We start from the raw sequence: 22724 nt of genomic DNA on the forward strand, positions 1-22724 counted from the left end.
TGGGAAGCACTAAGCTTCCCTTTTTTAATCCCTTTAAGGCTCTGCAATCACACAATCACGACCAGACTCTTTGGCTTCATAAAGGTATTGGTCTGCGCGATTTAATAACGAGATCATCGACTCTTCATAGCCTCGCATAGCAATGCCTACGCTGACTGTGAGATCAATATTTTCTGTTAGCTCCAGAGCATTAATATGAGCCCTCAACCGTTCAGCAAGGCGATGCACTGATCCAAATTGGTGGGCCAATGTCAGAATCACAAATTCCTCACCACCATAACGAACACACAGATCTTCTGGGCGAGTATGCTCGAGTAAAACATTGCCTACTTCATGCAGAACTTCGTCGCCAAAACGATGGCCAAAGCTGTCGTTAATCTGCTTAAAGCGGTCTATATCCAAAAACAAAACATAGAGATGATTATTTTCATTGCGCTGATCTTGGCTAATAAAACTAGCGCCAGTTTCGTTCAAATAACGGCGACTGTATAACCCTGTTAAAGGATCTTTAATCGCCAGATCACGAATAAGCTTAGTACTCCGCCTTGCCCACATGATCGATACAAACGCCATCAATAAAAATGCGGCAACGATCAGCTCTATCGAATGAATAAACAATCGATCATTTCTGGCCTCTACTTCATCGAGATAGACACCTGTTCCGACCACCCAATCCCAAGGTTCAAATAGAGCGACATAGGAAACTTTATGATAGACCTCTCGCCCCTCACCCGGCTTAGTCCAGAAATAATCAACCCAACCTCCACCTTTATGAGCTGCGCTTACAAACTCGGAAAATAAATAGAGGCCATTAATGTCTTGCACTTTAGCTAGATTTACACCCATCAGGTCCGGTCGTTCAGGGTGCATCACCATATTCGCATGACTGTCATTTACCCAATAATAGCCATCATGAAAACTACGCGAAGATTCCAACGCGTACAGAGCTAGCTTTTGAGCTTCCACCTCAGTCATCTCGGAGTTCTGACTCAGCTGATAGAAGCCCTCTATCATAGAAACGGCAGAGGTCGTTAAATCCCGACTCTCCTGCTTTTTCTCTTCATAGAAAGATTCACTAAAAGCGCTGTAGAAAAGATAAAAGAGCAACAACATGCTGATTAAGCTCAACAAGCTCATCAGACCAAATTGCTGCCCTATATTGGAACTTCGATAACCTTTCACTGCTACTTATCCGGCACAGTTAAAAACCATTTTCTACGATCCTTAACTTTCAGCATAAACTAATCAGTGGTTATATGAATGATCCCTATCAACTGATTGCAGGTTATACCGACCAGCAAGTTGGTTTGATCTATCCCTTAGGTTATCTATTTTGTTCCGGTTATATTAAATTTCAGCAGCTAGCGTTGTACCTTGGTTAATAGCACGTTTTGCGTCTAGCTCAGCGGCCACATCAGCACCACCAATCAGGTGAACAGGCTTGTTACCGATCTGATCCGCAAGTTCTCGACAAGGCTCTTGCCCTGCACAAATAATAACGTTATCAACCTCTAGCAGCTGCGCTTCACCATCCACCAGAACATGCAAACCGGCATCATCAATTTTTTGGTATTCGCACTTATTCAACATACGCACACCTTTTTTAGCCAAGTCAGCTCGGTGAATCCATCCGGTTGTTTTACCAAGACCGGCACCAACCTTAGATTTTTTACGCTGCAGCAGGTACACCTCGCGCGCTGCAGGTTCAAAACTTGGCTTCATACCCTTAATACCTCCACGGGCATTAAGGTCCATATCCACACCCCATTCCTGCATAAAGGCGGAGATATTCTGGCTGGTCGACTCGCCTTGATGGATCAGATATTCCGAAATATCAAAGCCAATACCGCCAGCACCGATCACCGCGACCTTTTGGCCAACTTCAGCACCGCTCATCACATCGAGATAAGAGAGAACTTTGGCGTGTTCGACACCTTTTAATTCAGGCGTTCGCGGCGAGATTCCTGTCGCCAGAACCACCTCATCGAAATCACCTTCTGACAACATAGCCGAATCAACGTGCGTATTGAGTTTAAGTTCAACGCCAGTAATCTCGACCTGTCTAGCAAAGTATCGAAGAGTCTCATAAAACTCCTCTTTACCCGGAATACGCTTAGCGATATTAAATTGCCCACCAACCTCAGAACTAGCATCAAACAACGTTACTTGGTGACCACGCTTAGCAGCTGTAGTAGCAAAAGCTAAACCTGCAGGCCCAGCACCCACTACAGCTAGTTTTTTAGGGTGTTCTGTTGGTGTAATGACGAGTTCGGTTTCATGACAAGCACGAGGGTTAACCAAACAACTGGTCAGCTTGCCAACAAAAACATGATCTAAACAAGCTTGGTTACACCCAATACAAGTATTAATCTCATCAGCTCGATCTTGCTCTGCCTTAACAACAAACTCTGGATCAGCTAAGAACGGACGTGCCATAGAGACCATATCGGCATCGCCTCGTGCTAGCACTTCCTCAGCAACATCCGGCATATTGATTCGGTTCGAACTGATCACCGGCACGCTTAGCGCTTCACGAACTTTTGCTGTCACCCAAGTAAATGCAGCACGCGGCACCTTGGTTGCGATGGTTGGGATGCGCGCTTCATGCCAGCCAATACCGGTGTTAATTATTGTCGCGCCAGCTTCTTCGATCGCTTTACCTAAAGCGATGATCTCATCATAACTACTGCCATCTTCCACCAAATCCAGCATCGATAAACGGTAGATAATAATAAAATCAGTGCCTACGGCTTCACGAACACGGCGTACAACTTCCAGTGGAAAACGGATACGTTGCTCATACTCACCGCCCCACTCATCATCACGTTTATTAGTTCTGCTGGCGATAAACTGATTCAGTAGATACCCTTCTGAACCCATAATCTCTACGCCGTCATAACCAGCTTCTTTCGCGAGTGATGCACAGCGCACAAAATCCTGAATCTGGCTTTCGATATCAGATTCACTTAGCTCTTTTGGCGGGAAAGGATTGATCGGTGCTTGAATAGCCGAAGGCGCTACCGGTTGCGGGTTATAGGCATAACGGCCTGTGTGTAAAATCTGCATACAGATTTTACCGTCCTCTTTATGCACCGCATCAGTTACCAGACGGTGGTTATCCACATCCTCTGCCGTAGCCAACTGAGCTGCATGCCCATGTACAGCACCCTCTTTGTTCGGACCAATACCACCGGTCACAATCAAAGCGACACCTCCGCGAGCACGCTCTGCATAAAAAGCGGCCATGCGTTCAAAGCCATTTGGCGCTTCTTCCAAACCTAAGTGCATAGATCCCATCAGCACGCGGTTTTTAAGTGTGGTAAAGCCTAAATCCAGTGGCTGTAATAGATGTGGATAAGGAGTTGTACTCATGGTCTTTTTACTCTTGTCGTGAGGGCTAACTAAAGTGCCCATCTATTATTCTTATCTTTATTATTTGCCGCTAAACGGCGCCGTAATTTTTCGTAACGGTTTATATTCCGGAGCCTTTCCAGACATCTTGGCACTGAAGGTTTGCATCATGTCTTCCGGTTGAAACATGCCTGCTTGCCAAGTTGCCATATAACTCAAACTGTCTTGAACACTATGATCCCGGGCATAATTAATCATCTGCTTACACCCTGTCACAGCTAGAGGCGATTGCGATGCAATCTGAGTGGCAATATCCATGACATCATCAAGCATAGCGTCTTGAGTTGGGAAGACTCGGTTTACTAGTCCTGTTTTTAACGCTTCATCGGCACTCAATTTTCGAGCGGTATAAGCCAACTCTCGCGCTAGGCCTGAAGGGATTAATTGAGGTAGACGCTGCAACGTACCCAGATCAGCCGTCATGCCCAATTCAGTTTCCTTCACGGTGAAGTAAGCCTCAGAAGTGCAGTAGCGCATATCTGTCGCGCAGACCAGATCTAAAGCGCCGCCAATACAACCGCCCTGTACGGCACTGATTACCGGCATACGGATCTCTTCCAGCAAGTTAAAACAGCTTTGTAACTGCATCACTAAACGACGGATAGCTTCGGCACGACGGCCTGCTTCGCCGTTAAACATTTGCGGATCAGGCTGAGTAAAGATCTCTAGGTCCATACCTGCAGAGAAGTGCTTTCCCTGAGAGGAAATAACTAACACCCGCGCTTCAGCCTCAGAATCCAGTGTTCTTAAAGCTTCTGGAAACTCCTGCCAAAAGACTTTATTCATAGCGTTACAAGCTTCAGGACGATTTAACTGAAGGTGCGCAATCTGCTGATCAACCTGTAATGAAAAGGTCTGGTAAGTCATACATCTCTCTTATTTTTATGGATGAAAAATAATCTAGAAACCAAACTAGACACCGTCAAGATAAAAACAAGATAGCGCACCAATTTTGACACTGTCAAGATTGATTGCTAAATTCCTCAGCTATGACGAATTCAAAGAAGAACTATCACCACGGTGATTTAAGAGATTCACTACTGAAAGCAGCGACCGATCTGATCGGTGAAGGCGGTGTGGATAACCTATCTATTCGCAAACTGGCAGATAAAGTCGGCGTGTCCCGTACAGCCCCTTATCACCATTTCAAAGATAAAAATGAGCTGCTTTGTGCCATTGCTGCACAAGGATTCCACCAGCAAGATCAGCTAGTTAAGTCGGTTACTGAATGCAAAAAAGATTTATCTACAGTCGAATTGTTTGAGCATTACGTTCTCACCTATATCCGCTTTGCTGATGAAGAACGAGAAACCTACGATCTCATGTATGGTCGTGAAATTTGGAAAACGGGTAAGCCTACACCTGAGTTACAAACCATTTCCAAAAACAGTTTTCATCTTTGGCTGGATTGGGTGAAAGAGCTGCAACAACAGAACTTGTTTGATCCTGAACAACCGAGTTTACGCATTGCTCAATCAAGCTGGGCCGCACTCCATGGCCTATGTCGATTGTTTAACGATGGCATCTACATCAATCGTGAAGATATCAACGATATCGCTAAAAACACGGTCCGTATGATGATCAATCAACCCTGAGTAGGCATAGAATTATGACCACCATCCAATTTAGTCACGCCAATGGTTTCCCGGGTAGTAGCTATCAATATCTGTTTAACCAGTTGCCAGAGTACTCTGTAACCTATATCGAAAAAATGGGTCACGGTGACTACCCATTAGATGGTGATCTAACCAACTATGCCAAAGAGTTGATTGCAGATATTGAGCAAAACCAAGCTGCACCTGTAATCGGTATGGGACACTCCGCTGGCGCTGTGGTCACCTTAATTGCCGCTGGGCTTCGACCTGAGCTGTTTAAACAAGTGATACTATTTGATCCCGTACTATTTAACGGCCGCAAACGTTACCTGATAAAGCTGATCAAAAAGATGGGCTTGATAGACAAAGTATCTCCGGCACAGCGAGCTGCTAAACGTCGATCAAAATTTGATAGTCATGAACAAGCACGTGAATACTTCAGCCAGAAAAAGCTTTTCAGAACATTCCACCCCGCGTGCTTTGATGACTACATCACTCATGGTCTAACAGAGACCAACAATGGTGTAGAGCTGAGTATCTCTCCAGAGATTGAAGCCGATATATTCCGCAATGTTCTGCTCAATGCACCCAAGTGGCTAAAGCAGGTTTCAGGCACCGTTATCTATGGAGAGCATAGTGATCTGTTTGGCGCAGGTGACATTAAATGGTGGCAAAGAAATTTCCTCAATATGGAGTTAATCGGTTTTAACGGTGGTCATCTATTCCCGTTTGAACATCCCGATGAAACAGTAGAGCTACTAAAGTCATTACTTCCCAAACAAAGATGATTAGCAAGAACCTAATATTGATAGCAAAATAGGACATACATACGTTATCCATAGCAGCAACATCCAGTGCAATCACGTATCTATCGAGCCGCCTCTGATGCACTGCTTGCTAAACAAAAAAAGCTAACCGGCTCTGACCAACAACTAGCGTTTATTCCTGCACTCTTAGAAGCGCTGAAGCAAACAAACTAACCACCCTCGATTCTCCCTCTTGGTTAGCTATAAAACCAATAACCATAGTATCTATGGCAAGATTTTATCCCTGCGACAGTTTGCCACAGCGACAATTGGTCACATTCTCAAGACAGCATGTCATCGCTACCATGCGCCAAAATCTTATCGCATGGACAGGGTTATGAAGTCACAATCACTCTCTATCAAGTTCCCCCTTAATACGTTGGCGGTTGCTGTTTTCTCTGCAAGCGTTCCACACACTGTATTTGCTGCCGACGAAGTAGTTTCAACCATGGTTGTGACTGCAAGCCGTGTCGATGAAGAGAGTAACTCACTGCCTGTAAGCGTTAGTGCAATTGATGACAAACAATTGCAACTGGATCAGGGTGCGCATATTCAAGACAGTACCCGAATGATGGCAGGTGTGACTATCAACCAGCTGTCTGGCAGTTCATCTCATAATACCGGTATCCGAATGCCGTTAAACTACGATGGCTACTACCTATTCCTACAAGACAGCATCCCTCTACAATCCAGCGCACTTTTCAACCATAACGGTCTACGCTGGTCGAGCTTCAATACCAGTGCAGATCAGATCGAAGTACTTAAAGGTGCCGGTACAACTCTATACGGCTCGGGTGCAGTAGCAGCAACGATCAACGTATTAAGTGCAGAACCAACCTTCACACCTAAAGGCCATGTAAGCGTACTCACAGGTGAAGACGATTACGCACAGATTAAAGTTCAACACAGCGACAAAATTTCTGAGGACCAAGCATTTCTTATCTCAGCATCAGCATTCCAAGATAACGGCTGGCGTGATCATACTGCTCGAGACCGCCAAGAGATTTTGGCAAAACACATTTGGGAAATAGATGAAGATACGGAGCTAAAAACACAGTTCCAAGTCTCAACTATGACCGATGAGATGGCGTCCTCCCTAGATGCAGAAGAACTTGCAAAAGACCGTACACAATCAGGCTTAAGCGACGCGGTTAAAGCAATTGATCCTGAACGAGACAGTGATTTTGCTCGCCTTAGCTTCGAGTTAACTCACGCGCTAAATGATCAATTAACGCTGAGTTTTATCCCTTACGCTCGCTATAACTCTAATGATTACATTGCGACTTGGCGTTCATATACGCCTAAGACTGACAGCAACGTTACTAGTTTTGGCCTGTTAGCTAAAGGTAACTGGGCACACGACAATGGCAACGAAACTATCTTTGGTGTGGATCTGGAACACTCTGAGTCGGAAACATTCAGCTACCAGCCAATTGATATTACCGTCTCAGGCGGTTGGGGGCCTCCGGTAAGCTACACTGCTGGATTTGAATACCGCGATCAGGATATTACTTACAAAAACATCTCCCCTTACATCCAACATAACTTAATGCTGGGTGATGCACTGACGGTACAGGCGGGTTTACGTTACGACTATAACCAGTACGAATTGGACAACCATCTAGCTGAAACGGATGATGATGGCTTCGGCAACCGTCAACTGGCTGATCGTAAGGATAAATTTACTAGCCTGAACCCTAAACTTGGCTTCCACTACGCGCTGAATGATAACAGTGGTTTCTTTGGCCGTGTTGCCCAAGCTAACCGTCTGCCAACCGCTTCTACAATGTATAACCTTAAGAGTGGTGATAGTGCTTCACTCGTTGGTGGTGTTAAAGAGGAAACATCAACAACTGTTGAACTTGGCTACCGCTTACAGCGTGAAAACCTATCCCTTTCGGCTTCGATCTATCGAATGACGATCGACGATGCCATCGTATCAGCGGATGATAACAACGGAGATTCCTACCGCACCAATGCCGGCGAAACTCGCCATCAAGGTATAGAGCTTGAGCTTGGTTATGTTTTCTCGCCTTCATGGTCCACCAAACTAGCACTTAGCCACTCCAAGCATGAGTTTATCGACTACGTAAATGATGGTACTAACTATTCTGGCAACGAGATCATGCGCGCTCCACGCAATAAGGTCGGCGTAACTGTTAACTGGACTCCCGTATCTGTTCCGGGCTTAGTAACTCAACTACAAGCCGACCATATTGGTTCCTATTGGAAAGACGATGCTAACTCCCTAAAAGCGCCTAGCTACACCCTGTTCAACCTGAAAGGTCAGTACGAACTAACACCAGAGCTGATGCTATTTGGGCGTGTGGATAACCTATTTGATCGCCAATACAACTACCAAACTGAATTTAGCTGGGGCAGCGAGAGCTTCTACCCTGGTGCAGGCCGTACCCTTAAAGCCGGCCTGAAATATAACTGGTAGAGCTCACTGATATGAAAGCAAAACTTTACCTTTGGCACCGGCGGCTTGCGCTGCTGGTGCTCGTGCCTTTACTACTGTTTGGGCTAAGTGGTCTTCTTCATCCGGTAATGCGTTTAACTGCTCCGGAGACGGCGCAGCATTTTTATCCACAACCGCAATGGCCAGCCAATCTACCCAGCATTGAAACCCTAATAGAAGAGTCTCAGCTGACGACAGTTGCAGGGCTCCGCCCCGTTCAGGTTGATCAAAACTGGTATATTCAGAGTTGGGAAAAACGTTCTGAGCCATCACAGTTTTTAACCCTGAATGCTAAACCAGCTCAGGAGATAGAATTAGCCTACGCAGAACAGTTAGCGCGCCATTACAGTGGAGAAAATACTGGTGGAATAAAACAGATCAGACTGATTTCGGAATTTAGTCACCAATACCCGGCAATCAATCGGTTATTACCGGTATGGGAAGTGACGTTCGAGCGCGATGATAACTTAAGTGTATTTGTAGATATCCGTCAGGACCGACTGGCGACTATGACGGATGATTCTCGTCGCCTGTTTATGACCTTGTTCCATTTCTTACATGTATGGGCTTTTATCGATCAGGAAAACCCACTTAGAACCGCTCTGTTTATCAGCATGATGTTGATCTCAACCTTTATCGGTATCAGTGGCCTGTACCTGTTTGCAGTATTGCCTCTAAAACAGCGTAAAAATGCACAACTTAAGAAGATCCATGCTTGGACCGGTGTAGGGATTTCCGCAGCACTGTTAATGTTCGTATTCAGCGGTATGGTCAGAACTATAGAGAAACTAGAGCCCGAAATCCGAGGGGTTCCTCTCGATCAATCACTCGCGCTTTCAGACATTAGTTTTGGCTTAGCTCAAATACAGGCTCAATACCCTAACAGCAGTAATACACAACTTCATGAACTGGAAGGGCGTGCTGTATGGCAACTTCAGCAACCGAGACAATCCAGTCTGTGGTTAGATGCACAATCAGGTGAACAGCTACCCGAAGGACCGTTCGACTTCGCAAAACAGCTCGTATCTAACACCCAAGGCCAGCAGCCAGAAGTGATAGATCAGCGTCTTATTAATAGCTTTAAAGAAGACCATAGCTATGGGTTTATTGATAAACGCCTGCCAGTAGTCGCTATAGATTATGCAGATAAAACTTATTACGTGGATACTCGAGATGCGGTGCTCTCTGTCAAAGTAGATAACGCAGATAAAGTGTACAGCTGGATCTTTAGCTATCTACATAAATGGCATTTTGCAGATGGTCTAGGCCGGGATGGCAGAGATGGAGTTATAAGCCTGTTTATTTTGGCAATTTCTGGCACATCACTGTTAGGCTTTTACACGTGGCTAAAAGCTCGCCGTAAACGAAAGCAAGCTAATAAGCAGCGCAGTCGTTGCACGGAAGTGGCTTAACTAAGTTCCATCAGAAAATTAAAACGGGCCTTTAAGGCCCGTTTTTTTATTACGCTGAAACTTTATCTTTTTGAAACTGAACCTGTATGACCAAAGCCAAAGTCAGGGTAAGGATCAGCGATAAAACGATGGTAGCCGCCGCAGGAAGGTCAAACGACCAAGCCAACAACAAACCCACCACAAAGCCAACTACACCAACAAGGTAAGCCCAGCCGACAGATTTACCTCTTACTTGTGCTGCAAGCGCCGGAGCAATTAAGCAAGCAAATACCAGATAGATGCCCGCTTTCATAACCGACAATGTAATCGTCACAGCAAAAGCGATGTAGAAAAATCGCTCTAAACTCTGAGGCCTGAATAAAGCCAGCAGTTGAATGAAGATAGCCATCACACCGAGAGGCACCAGATCAGCCCAAGTTAGCCAGAGAACATCACCGCTTAACGTACGCGTTAATGCCTGACCGCCTTGGGGCTGGCCTGCTACCACCAACACCAACAGTGATGCGGAAGCCACATAGATCAAACCGATAAAAGCCTCACGCCAGTCTGGCAGGTTTCGGTTGATCCAAGCCACCAATGCAACACCCAGAAGGGAAAAAAGTACTGCCATCAATGTTGATATTAGAGCTCCATGATCATGATCGGCATCATGAAAGTGCCACTGCGTGGCTAAGATAGTGCCAAGTGCGGCTAACTGCGCTATGGCAAGGTCAATAAAAACAATCCCTCGTTTTAAGACCTGTCGTCCCAAAGGGACATGGCTAGCCAAAATCAGCAAACCAGCCACCAAAGCGGGCAATCCTATGCTCAGTGCCTGCATTACTTCTGCACCGTTAATTGCTGCAGCAGATGATCAAACAGTTTCGTTAGATCAGACACTTCGCCTTTAAGATCAACCGTCGCCGGCAAATTCGCATGCGCCATACCTGTTTGCTCAGATAACCAACGCGCACCTTTATCGTTCTGGTACCAGTTGCTGATCACAAACTGCGGACGCTGCTGCTCAACAGTAGATACCAACGATTGCAGATGTGACATCGTTGGCGGCACACCCGGATTAGGCTCCAGATCTGCAACAACCTTAATATCAGCCCAATTCAGCAAGTAGCTAAAGCTCGTATGCTGAACAACGACAGGCATACCTTTTAGTGGCTCAGCCATTGCTTTCCAACGAACGAGATTTTCCTGCCAACGCACCTGCCAAGCTTCCAACGCCTGTTGGTACGATTCTTTGTTATCAGGATCAATCTGCTGTAAGCGATTGCTGATAACCGGTGCTAGCTGTTGAATACGCTCAGGATCCAAATGGAAATGCGGGTTACCTTCGGGGTGAACATGCTCAGTACTGAAAAACTCTTTTTCGTGTTTTTCAATCGTCTCTACATGTTCAGACAGGTAGAGCATTCCTACGGCACCATCTGCCACTTTGCGGTTAGACGCACGCTTTTGTAGCGCAGGCATCCAGCCCTCTTCTAAGCTAGCACCACTACAAATAGCGATATCAGCTCTCGCCAACTTAGCAATCAGGCTAGGTCTCGCCTCGATATAATGCGGGTCCTGATAGACATGAGTCGCGCTAAAGACTTTTGCCTCCGGCGCCAGTTGACGGCTTAACGCCGCCCACTCAGGCTCGCAGGCAAAAATCGTAAGCGCTTGCGCAGGTGTAACAACAGCTAACAGCGTAACAGCTGCAATTAGCTTAGAAGCTGTGTGCAGCATGCGCGCCAAATCCTACTTGGTATTGAAGTGTGATCGCGTTGTCTTCACCTTCCATGTTATCAGCATCTTGATGACGGTATTCAAGGCGTACTTTCTGAGTATGCGTTGGCGACCAGCTAACCATCACTGCAGTTTCTTTAAGCTCAGAATCTTCCCACTCATGTTCGCCATCGTGTTCATGCTCATGTGCAAGATCCACTTGGCCGTGACGGATACCAGCAGCCCAGTTCTCATCAAACTGATAAACACCGGATAGGTACCAACCACTGAAGTCGTTTACTTCTGCACCATATAGATCATCTACATATGCGTATTCAGCTGCAATTTTTAGCTGTTCCTGACGGTTGTTACCGTTAGGTGACCATTTCCAAACTAGGTCAGCGATGTAAAGGTGCTCACCTTGATACTCAGCACCATGAGAATGAGCATGACCTTCTTCATGGTCGTGATCTTCTTCCTCTTCGTGGTGGCCCGCTTCCTGAGTGCGGTTACGCATGTAACTTACGCCTGCCTGCCAGCTTGAGTTGTTACCGAAGTCATCACCAAACTCAGTAGAAAGCGTCCATGTACCAATAGTGTTAACTGATTTTTCTTCACCCAGTTCATCACCTCCAAATGCAGCTGCGCTTACACGCCAGTAACGATCTGTTGGGACAATCCAGCTCGCAGATACACCATCATCGTAGTAATGACCGCCAAGGAACGCTTTGTACATTAGAGGACGTTCGCTGAAGCTATCAGAGTGGCTATGGTTAGCATTCAGATAACCAATATCTGCCAAGAAACGACCCGCTGTCAGGCTGATACCTGGTAGCGAAGTGCTTTGGATGTACAGCTCTTCAAGCTCAAGATCAGACTCTTCTTCATTCCACTCAGCAATCCAAGTCATTTGCGCTTTAGCAACATCACCAATATCTTGGCTCAAGCTAAGTTCACTGTGACTCAAACCAAAACCTTCAGTACGACCATTCAACGCCGTATCATCGGATTTGTGATACACATCTAGAATGACACCAACTTCCAGCGCATGACCTACAGAAGCCTGCATAGATAGCGCCGCCACAGCAAAAGCGAGTGCTTGTTTTTTCATTTTATACCTCAAATAATTATGATATATCATAACAAACAGACTTAACTGCTCGTTATGTTTCAAATTGAATTAGAAGATTGATCGACCAGCTCAGAACCCGACTTCAGGCTGTGAACTATGCAAAATCCAAAGTAGCGACTAATCGACTTTGCCCAGAAGGGACCATTGGAGAGCGATGTACAACACCCTTTCCATCCAAGCCATACCACCCATCACCCTTGAGCAGTAATACATCACCTTCTTGCGCTTGATGTATCAGTTCTTCACTACCGTATAGGCCTGACTTGTCGTCAGACAAACCACCATTACCCGCACCCAATTTTGACCGATCTAACAAAGGATCTTCCAACCACTCAGTCCCTTGACCAGCGTAAGTACTTACCAAACGACAACCTAACTTATCTGTATGGAAGCGAGGGCACATCGCACGGTCCAAAACCTGTAAGCGCAGACCCACTTCATCCAACTCAAACAAGCAAGCATACATGTCGATGATCAAAGCCAGATCTTCGATAAATTCAGACTTACCTGAGTGCTCTGGTAATAGATTATTTAAAACTGCTGAAGGATCATCGGCTTGAATAACAGCTCTGATATTTAGATGTTCGTTTTGCAGCAACGCCTCGCAATAGCCCGCCACATCATGTGCCAAGTCCCGTTGAAAATTACAGAGGTGTACATCTTGATCATAAATCTGAGTTAGAACCTCGGGACTAATCCCTTGCACAAATCTCATCTCAGATTCAATTTCTAGAGCTTCCTGCGCCACAGCCCATACCTTCAATCAACAGCAAAGCGCGAAATGTTACCATATAACATAACTAAGAAAAAATAATTCAGGATGACGCCCCGTTTTTCTTCCACTAGACTCTGTCCTATATCCACATAAATCCTCTGTACATTATAAGGATCAGACACCTATGGAATTTAAGGATTACCTTACGATTTTGGCGAAACGTGACGGCTCCGACCTCTACCTCACAACTGGAGCCCCACCTTGTGCAAAGTTTGAAGGTAAATTAACGCCATTAAGTAAAGAGCCTTATAAGCCCGGTGAGATCGAAGCAATCGCAAATTCCTTAATGGATGAACAGCAACGCGCTACCTTCGAAGAAGAGCTAGAGATGAACTTGGCTTATTCCATTCCGAAAGTAGCTCGCTACCGGATAAATATATTTAAACAACGTAACCAATACTCACTGGTTGCGCGTAATATCAAAGCCGATATCCCAAAAATGGAAGACTTGGGCCTACCCCCCGTCCTGAAAGATGTGATCATGGAAAAACGCGGGCTAGTCTTATTTGTAGGTGCTACAGGTTCCGGTAAATCAACCTCCTTAGCAGCCTTGATTGACCACCGAAACCGTAACAGCGGTGGCCACATCATTACCATTGAAGACCCAATTGAGTTTGTCCACAACCACCGAAAATCTCTGATCAACCAACGTGAAGTTGGAGTTGATACTCGTAACTTCCACAGTGCACTTAAAAACGCTCTACGCCAAGCACCTGATGTAATATTGATCGGTGAGATTCGTGATCAGGAAACTATGGAGCAGTGCCTGACCTACGCAGAAACTGGTCACTTAGCAATCTCAACACTGCATGCTAACAACGCTAACCAAGCAATTGATCGTATTATTAACTTCTTCCCTCAGGCACGGCATAAACAGATCTTCCATGACCTCGCCCTCAACCTCAAAGCAATTATCTCTCAGCGTCTGATTCCAACCATTGAAGGTAAACGTTGCGCAGCAATTGAGATACTTCTGGGAACCTCCAGTGTTCAAGAGCTAATCATGAAAGGTGACGTCAAAGAGATCAAAGAGGTTATGTCTAAAGGCTCTGATACCACCGGCATGCAAACCTTTGATGACTCGTTATTCAAACTCTTTGATGAAGGCAAAATTACACAAGACCAAGCGATCATCAATGCTGACTCAGCAAACGATATGCGCCTTCGAATGAACCTAGCAGTCGTTGATGACAAAGCGGAAAAAACCGATGCAGCACCGGAACCCGAGCAACAGCCCTTCGATGAAGATAATCCACTAGCTGGAATTCAGCTATTGGATGAAGACGAAGAGGTTTGATTAATAATCGGCCTAAAACAAACTAAGGCAGTGAAAAGCAGCTAAAAACAACTTAAGCCCCTTTTGGGGCTTAACTATCATAGACCTTCAGCTAACCAACTCTTTCGAAGCCACATCTAAACTTCCCTAAAAATGAACAACTGATCTACTAAGAAAATTATCATATGATAATTTTCATTGGACTCTTTAAAGCCATCAGGTTCTCTTCATGCTCAAAACACTGTTTGTCGCAGATCTATATCTAAAAGTTCGAAAGAACAAGTTTGAAATCAAAAACCTAACAGAAAACAGCGTTTGGAAGGTCGTAACCCCAGCACAGCCTTTTACTACAGACAGACTGTTAGTCGGCCAGTTTTCTGCTGCCGAGCCTATGCTGAAGGATCTGGTAAAAGATGTAATGCCAAGCGGCTTTATGAAAAAGAGTGCTCAAATACTTATCCACCCGATCGATATGGTTGAAGGCGGACTCTGCGAAGTAGAAGAACGGATTTTTACTGAACTTGGTTTAGGTGCAGGTGCTTTTAAAGTTAAGCTGCATGTAGGTGAAGGGTTAACAGATGAAGACGCTAGAAAGCTACTTCAGATTGGGTGAGAGATTTCCTTCTCATTAAATAGCTTTTTATTGCCCTAAACTAATATGGTCTATAAAGGCAGCTTTGTGCCATTAGCAGACATATACATATGAGGTTCTAAAACGAACAAATAAATATCGGGGCATTACCCCCGATATTCATATTTTTTGTTAAAATTAAGTCCCACAGCCTATCGTACAATGGTCTAGTATTTCCTGTTTACAAGCTTCATATTCTTCCGAAGTTAAGGGAATTTTGCGTACCCAAACAGTATCTTCAGTACGATTATCGAAATGATAAACACCATAATGATCACCTTCATCGGTGTAACCGACCAAGACCCAAGTGTTTACCCATGGACTACCACCAAGCTCCTGATCAAAAATAGCATTGGGATAAGTCGAAGTATTAATTTCACGATCATCATAGCCTCCACTAGTGGAGGAATAATTGCCAACTAGACCAATCTCTTCATCTGACCAAGCAGGGCAACTACCTACCGTACATTGCGCTACAGCTTGCGGATGATTCTGACTTTTCCCAGGAGGGTTTAACCCTTTAACTTTGGCTTCACAAGCGAAGTGATAGTCAGTTAGCTCATCACCTTCATCCAGTACAATTTCTCCACTTTCTATTGCGGCTGTTAATGCTGTACCGATATCCGAGTAAGGGATGGTGGCGCTACAAGCACCGTCCTCACAGTCGCTTGCCTTAACGGTAGCCTCTGCCTCAACTTCGCCATAGGTAATGGGATTATCTTCATCTTCTGGATTTGCCTTTTGAAGTAAGCATTTGACTTCAGAAGCATATTTCTTAGCTGGTCTTTTACCTTCTTCAGGGATAGCGGACCAATTTAGGATAAAGTTGTTTTCTCCACCAGGCACATAATTACAGCTTGAATATGAGAAATCATCTGGTTCCGGTAATAACTCAGAAGGATCAATTGGCTCCGCAAGAATCGGAATGGAAAATAGGCTAGCAGTGATAGATATGAGCATGTTTTTAACGTTCATCTTCTCGCTCCTTTAAAACGCAACCCAGCCGTCTCCCTACTTCCTCCTTAAAGACCTGTGGCTTTCCGTCCTCGCATCACTACGAGTTTGGCGTTAAAAAAGTATGCATAGCAGCAGTGAGTATAGAAAAGCGTAATGGGAATTCAAGCAGGCGAACATTTCTCAGGCAGTCACAGAGTATTAGATTTTGAGCAGAGCATCATATGAAGGCTGTATAGGACAGCCGCCTATCCATTAGGATTAATGACTGCTAAGTGTCGTTAGCAGACCCAATCCTTCTTGGATTAATTGCGTATAACTAACAAACACTTCCTACCTCTCTACAGATCTATACCACGTTTAGCCGCTCTCTCCCGTTTCAAGCAGCTTTCCACCGCCTTCAAAACCAAAAAAGCCCCGCTAAAAAGCGGGGCAAGATATAGCTTAGAGTGAAGTCGTGAAGAAGAAATGCGGGTGGATCACACCCTTTCAATCACGGTAGAGATCCCCTGTCCCATGCCAATACACATGGTCGCTAGACCTAAGGTTCCATCCTGTTGTTCTAGCACATTCATTAGAGTGTTAGTGATACGTGAGCCTGAGCAGCCCAGTGGATGACCGAGAGCAATCGCACCACCTTTTAGGTTTACTTTATCTTCCATCTTATCGAGCAGTTTCAGACCTTTTAGTACAGATAGGCCTTGCGCGGCGAAGGCTTCGTTAAGCTCAACATAGTCGATATCTTCGATGCTTAGACCTGCGCGCTTCAGTGCCTTCTGAGTGGCTGGTACTGGACCGTAACCCATGATCGATGGATCACAGCCAGCTACTGCCATGCTCACGATACGTGCACGTGGCGTTAGGCCTAGCTCTTCTGCTTTAGCCGCCGACATCACCAGCAGTGCAGATGCGCCGTCGGAGAATGCAGAGGATGAACCTGCTGTTACTGTACCGACTTTCGGTACGAACACCGGCTTAAGTGCACCTAGTGTTTCAACTGTAGTTTCTGGACGGATAACTTCATCCGCTTCGACTAGCGACTTAAAGCCGTTTTCGTCGTGACCTTCGACCGCGATAATTTCGCTATCCCATAGGCCATCCAGATGTGCTTGATGCGCTAGACGGTGAGATCGGGCCGCGAACTCATCCTGCATTTGACGGTTGATACCATTCATCTTACCTAGCATCTCTGCTGTTACGCCCATCATCATCGCTGCTTTAGCAACTTTTTTGGACATCTCAGCATTGATATCAACACCGTGCATAATGGATACATGGCCCATATGCTCAACACCACCCGCAATAAAGATATCGCCATTGCCAGTCATGATGCCTTGGGCCGCGGCATGTAGTGCTGCCATAGATGAACCACATAAGCGGTTGATCGTTTGTGCCGCTACCGTATGAGGAAGACCTGCTAGCAGTGCAGCATTTCGACCGATATTGAAGCCCTGCTCTTTCGTCTGGTTAACACAGCCCCACATCACATCTTCGATGTCTGCTGGGTTTAGCGCTGAGTTACGCTCTAACAGTGCTTTGATTACCGCAGCTGATAGCGCTTCGGCACGAACATTTCGGAACGAGCCATTTTTTGATTTACCCATCGGGGTACGAACACCGTCAACGATGACTACATCATTTGGTTTCAAGTTCATGATCTTTACCCCTTAACCCTGAGCATTTTGTGGAAAGTATGTTTCGCCAGCAGCGGCCATCTGTTTCATTTTGTCGGTTGGCTGATACAACGGTCCTAGGCCCTCGTATTTCTGCGCCATAGCACAGAATTCAGCTAAACCAATCTGATCCAGATAGTGCAGCGCACCGCCACGGAATGGAGGGAAACCAATACCGTAGATCAAGCCCATATCTGCTTCTGCAGGGCTGGCAACAATGCCATCTTCCAAGCAGCGAACAGTTTCGATACATAGAGGAATCATCATGCGCTCGATGATCTCTTCATCAGTGAACTCACGCGTTTCTTTGGCAATGCCATCAAGCATTGCTGGTACTTCCTCATCCACAATTTTCTTCGGCTTGCCTTTACGATCGAGCTCGTAACGGTAGAAGCCTTTGCTGTTTTTCTGACCGAAGCGCTCTAGGGAGAACATACGATCGATAACATTTTCGCCTTCGTGGCTCATACGATCAGGAAAACCTGCAGCCATCACACTATCTGCATGGTGTGCAGTATCAATACCGACTACGTCTAGAAGATAGGCGGGGCCCATTGGCCAACCGAAGCGCTCCATCACTTTATCGACTTGTTTAAAGTCCGCACCATCTTCAAGTAGTGCAGTAAAACCACCAAAGTAAGGGAACAAAATACGGTTAACTAAGAAGCCAGGGCAGTCATTTACAACGATTGGGGTTTTACCCATCGCTTTTGCGTAAGCAACTGTACGAGCTACTGCATCTTCAGAGGTTTTCTCACCACGAATAACTTCCACTAGCGGCATTTGATGCACAGGGTTGAAGAAGTGCATACCACAGAAGTTTTCTGGATTTTTAAGCGCTGTTGCCAACTCAGTAATAGAGATAGTAGAAGTGTTAGACGTCAGTACCGCGCCTTCTGGCAGCGTGCCTTCAACTTCAGCAAGCACGGCTTTCTTCACATTTGGATTTTCAACAACCGCTTCGACCACAAGGTCAACACTACCGAAATCACCGTAGTTAAGCGTTGGCGTAATGTTGTTTAGCACGGATGCCATTTTCATCGCATCCATACGGCCACGAGATACGCGTTTGTTCAGTAGCTTAGTCGCTTCATCCAGACCTAACTCTAGCGCAGCATCATTGATGTCTTTCATCAAGATAGGCGTACCTTTAGAGGCAGATTGGTAAGCAACACCACCACCCATAATACCGGCACCCAGCACAGCGGCCTTTTTAACAGGCTCGGCTTTGCTCTCAAAACCTTTGCTGACTTTCTTGATGTATTGGTCTTTCATAAAAAGACCAACAAGAGATGCGCACACATTAGTTTTAGCAACTTTGACAAAGCCTTTAGCTTCGATCTCGTTGGCTTTCTCACGAGGAAGATTCGCGTGCTTTTGAATCGTTTTCAGCGCAGCCATTGGTGCAGGGTAGTGAGGACCCGCCTTACCACCGATCACACCTTTTGCAGATTCAAACGCCATCATCTGTTCTACCTGATTTAGTTTGATCGGCGTTTTCTTCTCTTCACGGCGCGCTTGGTAATCAAACTTACCTGCAATACAGCCTTTCAATAGATCTAGAGCCGCAGCTTTAATCTGATCTCCCGTTACAACTGCATCTACACCGCCATCTTTAAGTGCTGCATCTGGTCGCTTCTCAGCACCTGCACAGATCCATTCATTGGCGTTATCTACACCAATTAAACGTGGTAGACGAACCGTGCCGCCCCAACCCGGGTAGATGCCTAGCTTAACCTCAGGCAGACCGACTTTCGCTTGGTCACTCATCACACGGTAATCTGTGGATAGCGCCAATTCAAAACCACCACCTAGGCATAGGCCATTTATTGCAGTGACCGTTGGACAGCCCATATCTTCGATCTGATTAAAGAGGCTGTGAATATCCATCAAGCCTGCGATCAGCTGTTCATCATCAGCTTTGAAAAAGCCCATAAATTCGGTGATATCCGCGCCGACAATAAAGCAGTCTTTGGCACTGGAGAAAATCACACCACGAATATCATCTAGGTTACACAGGGCATTTACCGCTTCGCGCAGTTCAGCCAAAGTCGCCTGATCGAGTTTATTAACAGCATCGCCTTTGCGGTCAAACACCACATCGTAGATCCCGTCTTCGATCGACTGTACGTAAATCGATTGTCCTTCGAAAAGCATCTAAGTTGCTCCGTCTATTTTTATTTTTGGCTTGGCGATGTGCCTAAGCGCTTTTTAGTTATGCTGTTTACAGCTTACTCTCTAGCTCAGGCACGGCATCGAACAAGTCGGCCACCAGCCCGTAATCAGCCACCTGAAAAATTGGGGCTTCTTCATCTTTGTTGATCGCAACAATGATTTTTGAATCTTTCATACCCGCTAAGTGCTGGATTGCACCAGAGATACCCACGGCGATATACAGCTCTGGCGCGACCATTTTGCCGGTCTGACCAACCTGCATGTCGTTCGGTACAAAACCAGCATCAACCGCTGCACGAGATGCACCGACTGCAGCGCCAAGTTTGTCTGCCACTTTGTTGAGTAGCTCGAAGTTGTCACCGTTACCCATACCACGGCCACCGGAGATTACTACTGAAGCCGCGGTTAATTCTGGACGATCACTTTTCGCCAGCTCCTCTGAAACGAAGCTAGAAAGGCCGCTATCGCATGATTCAGCAAGACTAACGACCTCTGCAGAACCACCACTGTTAGCGACAGGATCAAAGGCTGTACCACGAACGGTGATAACTTTAGTGCTATCACTGGACTGGACTGTCGCAATCGCATTACCGGCATAGATTGGGCGTTTAAAGGTATCCGCAGCTTCTACGGCAATAATATCTGAGATCTGATTTACATCTAGCAGTGCTGCAACGCGCGGTAGGAAGTTCTTACCTGTTGTCGTTGCTGAAGCTAGTATGTGGCTATAGTCAGCCGCGACAGTTAGCACCAACTTACTGATATTTTCTGCAAGCTGATGCTTATACGCAGCGTTATCAGCCAATAGAACTTTACTCACACCTGATACTTGCGCCGCTGCATCAGCGGCCGCCTGACAGCTAACACCCGCAACTAGAAGGTGTACATCACCACCAATTGCATTTGCTGCAGCTAAGGTATTGAGGGTTACGGGTTTAAGCTCGTTATTATCGTGTTCGGCAATTACAAGAATAGTCATCTGATCACCCCCTTAAATTACTTTAGCGTCATTACGTAGTTTTTCGACTAGCTCATCTACAGAGCTAACTTTGATGCCTGCTTGACGCTCTGATGGCGGATCGACACGTAGTAGTTGCAGATTGCTCGCTACAGACACGCCCAGTTCATCAGTCGTTAGGACATCAAGCGGTTTACGCTTCGCTTTCATAATGTTTGGTAGGGATGCGTAACGTGGTTCATTAAGACGTAGATCGGTTGTTACAACCGCTGGCATAGCCAGGTTAACCGTTTGCAAACCACCGTCGATTTCACGGGTGACGTTGATGCTATCGCCAGTCACCTCGACTTCTGAAGCAAAGGTACCTTGAGGACGATCCAACAGTGCAGCCAACATTTGACCGGTTTGGTTGTTATCAGAATCGATCGCTTGCTTGCCAAGAATCACCATGCCTGGTGCTTCTTTTTCTACGATTTTGGCTAATAGCTTAGCGACGGAAAGGGAATCAGGGTTGGTTTCGACATCGACACGGATACCGCGATCGGCACCCAATGCTAGTGCTGTACGGATCTGCTCTTCGCAGCTCTTATTACCAATAGAAACAACGACAACTTCATCCGCTGTACCCGCTTCTTTTAAACGTACAGCCTCTTCAATTGCTATTTCGCAAAATGGATTAAGAGCCATTTTTACGTTAGCTAAATCGACATCACTGTTATCTGCTTTGACACGGGCTTTGACGTTGTAGTCAATCACACGTTTTACGGCAACCAGTACTTTCATAACCGCCTCTTTGTATTGTTATTTTGGTAACCCATACACATAAGAAAATAGGGTTACTTTCATAGAGGGAAGCTCATTCCCCAAGCTATGTATAAATCTTAGTCTCAGACTGAAATTCAACAATGACAAAAAGCAGCTACATCGCTAACAAAAAATAGCAATATTAATCAAAGCCCCGTAAACAAAGGGCTTAAGAAAGGTTTAAGCGCAAACAAATACAATCAAAAGGTATCAAAAAAGTTACCTTTATTGGCAATGGTTAAAAAGACAGGCATAAAAAAAGGGCTAATAAGCCCTTTTTATAATCCAATTGATCTTATAAATATTTTTTTAAGCTGAAAGCACCACGAAGATCGCCTGTGGAAAAACCTTTCGCTTTATCTTCTGGGTAAAGGGTCTGAAGTTGCTCAGCTATCTCTGGTTTAATTTTGGAACCATGACAAGCTAAGCATTGATCAGCGACGGGGATCGCCTTCATCATGCGGAATACTTTTCTGCCTTCTTCGTCTACGACAACTTGCGAGAAACCTAAGGTTTTTAGATTAGCCCCTTGCTTCGCTTTGGATTCAAACTGTTCAAGAATTGCCTTTTCCCACTGATCAGGTGCATTTTGCGGGTTACGTAGTTTTAAACTAGTACGCTCAACATGCCATTCAGAATTATCATTCACGCTTTTTGTAAGGCCTTCAGCCTTGGTATTACACACGTTGATGGCAGCAATAGCACCGCCCTCTTTTTTAGCCGCTTTGAGTTCTGAACCAAGCGTTGTCGCTAGCTCTTTAATGACACCTTTAGCTTCGTTCTGCAGTTCAGGAATATTTACCGAGAATTGTTCCGCTTGAACCGGAAGGGCAGCCGCTAGAGCAGCAGTAAAGAAGAGTGCTTTCACCTTGGACCTCACTGGATAGGGTGTTCATAAGATGAGGCCATTATACAATTTCATATAAATTAGTAAATACTAATATTTAAGATCCATATATTAAA

The 22724-nt window shown here is 45.6% G+C and carries 20 protein-coding genes and 1 riboswitch; of the genes, 7 read left to right on the top strand and 13 right to left on the bottom strand.

The genetic code is table 11. The annotated features are described in order from the left end of the window. Nucleotides 1–33: 33 nt before the first annotated feature. From ACMXYR_RS13580 to ACMXYR_RS13590, 3 genes are all read right to left on the bottom strand, one after another. Nucleotides 34–1182, bottom strand: a complete 1149-nt coding sequence (locus tag ACMXYR_RS13580; RefSeq protein WP_415902001.1) for a diguanylate cyclase — start codon at nucleotides 1180–1182, stop codon at nucleotides 34–36. Between the two features lie 165 nt (nucleotides 1183–1347). Next, nucleotides 1348–3372: an FAD-dependent oxidoreductase gene (locus ACMXYR_RS13585; RefSeq protein ID WP_415903656.1), complete on the bottom strand. Its 2025-nt coding sequence runs from the start codon at nucleotides 3370–3372 to the stop codon at nucleotides 1348–1350. 60 nt (nucleotides 3373–3432) lie between these two features. Beyond that, on the bottom strand, nucleotides 3433–4278 hold the full coding sequence (locus ACMXYR_RS13590; RefSeq protein ID WP_415902002.1) for a crotonase/enoyl-CoA hydratase family protein: 846 nt from the start codon (nucleotides 4276–4278) through the stop codon (nucleotides 3433–3435). A gap of 122 nt (nucleotides 4279–4400) precedes the next feature. On the opposite strand from ACMXYR_RS13590, the gene ACMXYR_RS13595 reads away from it, so the two are divergent. The 5 genes from ACMXYR_RS13595 (at nucleotide 4401) to ACMXYR_RS13615 (ending at nucleotide 9685) form a co-directional block, all read left to right on the top strand. Beyond that, complete coding sequence (locus tag ACMXYR_RS13595; RefSeq protein WP_415902003.1) at nucleotides 4401–5006, top strand: TetR/AcrR family transcriptional regulator; 606 nt, start codon at nucleotides 4401–4403, stop codon at nucleotides 5004–5006. A 14-nt stretch (nucleotides 5007–5020) separates the two neighbouring features. Next, on the top strand, nucleotides 5021–5794 hold the full coding sequence (locus tag ACMXYR_RS13600) for an alpha/beta fold hydrolase (protein ID WP_415902004.1): 774 nt from the start codon (nucleotides 5021–5023) through the stop codon (nucleotides 5792–5794). A 66-nt stretch (nucleotides 5795–5860) separates the two neighbouring features. Continuing rightward, the gene (locus ACMXYR_RS13605) at nucleotides 5861–5986 is read left to right on the top strand and encodes a hypothetical protein (protein WP_415902005.1); all 126 of its coding nucleotides are present in this window, start codon (nucleotides 5861–5863) and stop codon (nucleotides 5984–5986) included. 163 nt (nucleotides 5987–6149) lie between these two features. Continuing rightward, nucleotides 6150–8255 (top strand): TonB-dependent receptor, encoded by a 2106-nt coding sequence (locus tag ACMXYR_RS13610; protein WP_415902006.1) that lies wholly within the window; start codon nucleotides 6150–6152, stop codon nucleotides 8253–8255. Nucleotides 8256–8266: 11 nt separating this feature from the next. Next, nucleotides 8267–9685, top strand: a complete 1419-nt coding sequence (locus tag ACMXYR_RS13615) for a PepSY domain-containing protein (RefSeq protein WP_415902007.1) — start codon at nucleotides 8267–8269, stop codon at nucleotides 9683–9685. Nucleotides 9686–9734: 49 nt separating this feature from the next. Here ACMXYR_RS13615 and ACMXYR_RS13620 read toward each other — a convergent pair whose 3' ends face one another. The 4 genes from ACMXYR_RS13620 to ACMXYR_RS13635 form a co-directional block, all read right to left on the bottom strand. Then, nucleotides 9735–10505 carry a metal ABC transporter permease gene (locus ACMXYR_RS13620; protein ID WP_415902008.1) on the bottom strand — a complete coding sequence of 257 codons (771 nt, stop codon included), beginning with the start codon at nucleotides 10503–10505 and terminating at the stop codon, nucleotides 9735–9737. Beyond that, nucleotides 10505–11404: a metal ABC transporter substrate-binding protein gene (locus tag ACMXYR_RS13625; RefSeq protein WP_415902009.1), complete on the bottom strand. Its 900-nt coding sequence runs from the start codon at nucleotides 11402–11404 to the stop codon at nucleotides 10505–10507. Before ACMXYR_RS13625 ends, ACMXYR_RS13620 begins: the two co-directional genes overlap by 1 nt. After that, on the bottom strand, nucleotides 11385–12494 hold the full coding sequence (locus tag ACMXYR_RS13630; protein ID WP_415889258.1) for a hypothetical protein: 1110 nt from the start codon (nucleotides 12492–12494) through the stop codon (nucleotides 11385–11387). The genes ACMXYR_RS13625 and ACMXYR_RS13630 overlap by 20 nt, the downstream gene beginning before the upstream one ends. A gap of 115 nt (nucleotides 12495–12609) precedes the next feature. After that, nucleotides 12610–13263 carry a DUF1826 domain-containing protein gene (locus ACMXYR_RS13635; protein ID WP_415902010.1) on the bottom strand — a complete coding sequence of 218 codons (654 nt, stop codon included), beginning with the start codon at nucleotides 13261–13263 and terminating at the stop codon, nucleotides 12610–12612. A gap of 151 nt (nucleotides 13264–13414) precedes the next feature. Between ACMXYR_RS13635 and ACMXYR_RS13640 the strand changes: the two genes are divergently transcribed. Next, a complete protein-coding gene (locus tag ACMXYR_RS13640) occupies nucleotides 13415–14587 on the top strand; it encodes a PilT/PilU family type 4a pilus ATPase (RefSeq protein ID WP_415885756.1) in 1173 nt (390 codons plus the stop codon). A gap of 208 nt (nucleotides 14588–14795) precedes the next feature. Then, nucleotides 14796–15179 (top strand): hypothetical protein, encoded by a 384-nt coding sequence (locus ACMXYR_RS13645; protein WP_415902011.1) that lies wholly within the window; start codon nucleotides 14796–14798, stop codon nucleotides 15177–15179. Between the two features lie 156 nt (nucleotides 15180–15335). Here ACMXYR_RS13645 and ACMXYR_RS13650 read toward each other — a convergent pair whose 3' ends face one another. The 6 genes from ACMXYR_RS13650 to ACMXYR_RS13675 form a co-directional block, all read right to left on the bottom strand. Continuing rightward, the gene (locus ACMXYR_RS13650) at nucleotides 15336–16172 is read right to left on the bottom strand and encodes a hypothetical protein (RefSeq protein ID WP_415902012.1); all 837 of its coding nucleotides are present in this window, start codon (nucleotides 16170–16172) and stop codon (nucleotides 15336–15338) included. 15 nt (nucleotides 16173–16187) lie between these two features. Beyond that, a riboswitch (cyclic di-GMP riboswitch) is annotated at nucleotides 16188–16274 on the bottom strand. A gap of 356 nt (nucleotides 16275–16630) precedes the next feature. Continuing rightward, entirely contained in the window at nucleotides 16631–17806 is a 1176-nt protein-coding gene (fadA, locus tag ACMXYR_RS13655; protein ID WP_415895155.1) for an acetyl-CoA C-acyltransferase FadA, read from the bottom strand. Nucleotides 17807–17818: 12 nt separating this feature from the next. Further along, the gene (gene fadB / locus ACMXYR_RS13660; RefSeq protein WP_415902013.1) at nucleotides 17819–19981 is read right to left on the bottom strand and encodes a fatty acid oxidation complex subunit alpha FadB; all 2163 of its coding nucleotides are present in this window, start codon (nucleotides 19979–19981) and stop codon (nucleotides 17819–17821) included. A 67-nt stretch (nucleotides 19982–20048) separates the two neighbouring features. After that, a complete protein-coding gene (locus tag ACMXYR_RS13665; RefSeq protein WP_415902014.1) occupies nucleotides 20049–20978 on the bottom strand; it encodes an electron transfer flavoprotein subunit alpha/FixB family protein in 930 nt (309 codons plus the stop codon). A gap of 12 nt (nucleotides 20979–20990) precedes the next feature. Then, nucleotides 20991–21740 (bottom strand): electron transfer flavoprotein subunit beta/FixA family protein, encoded by a 750-nt coding sequence (locus tag ACMXYR_RS13670; protein WP_415895160.1) that lies wholly within the window; start codon nucleotides 21738–21740, stop codon nucleotides 20991–20993. 316 nt (nucleotides 21741–22056) lie between these two features. Further along, nucleotides 22057–22629 (bottom strand): DUF3365 domain-containing protein, encoded by a 573-nt coding sequence (locus tag ACMXYR_RS13675; protein ID WP_415902015.1) that lies wholly within the window; start codon nucleotides 22627–22629, stop codon nucleotides 22057–22059. Nucleotides 22630–22724: the final 95 nt, after the last annotated feature.

The sequence above is a fragment of the Neptuniibacter sp. QD29_5 genome (genome assembly GCF_047778125.1).
Lineage (GTDB): Bacteria > Pseudomonadota > Gammaproteobacteria > Pseudomonadales > Balneatricaceae > Neptuniibacter.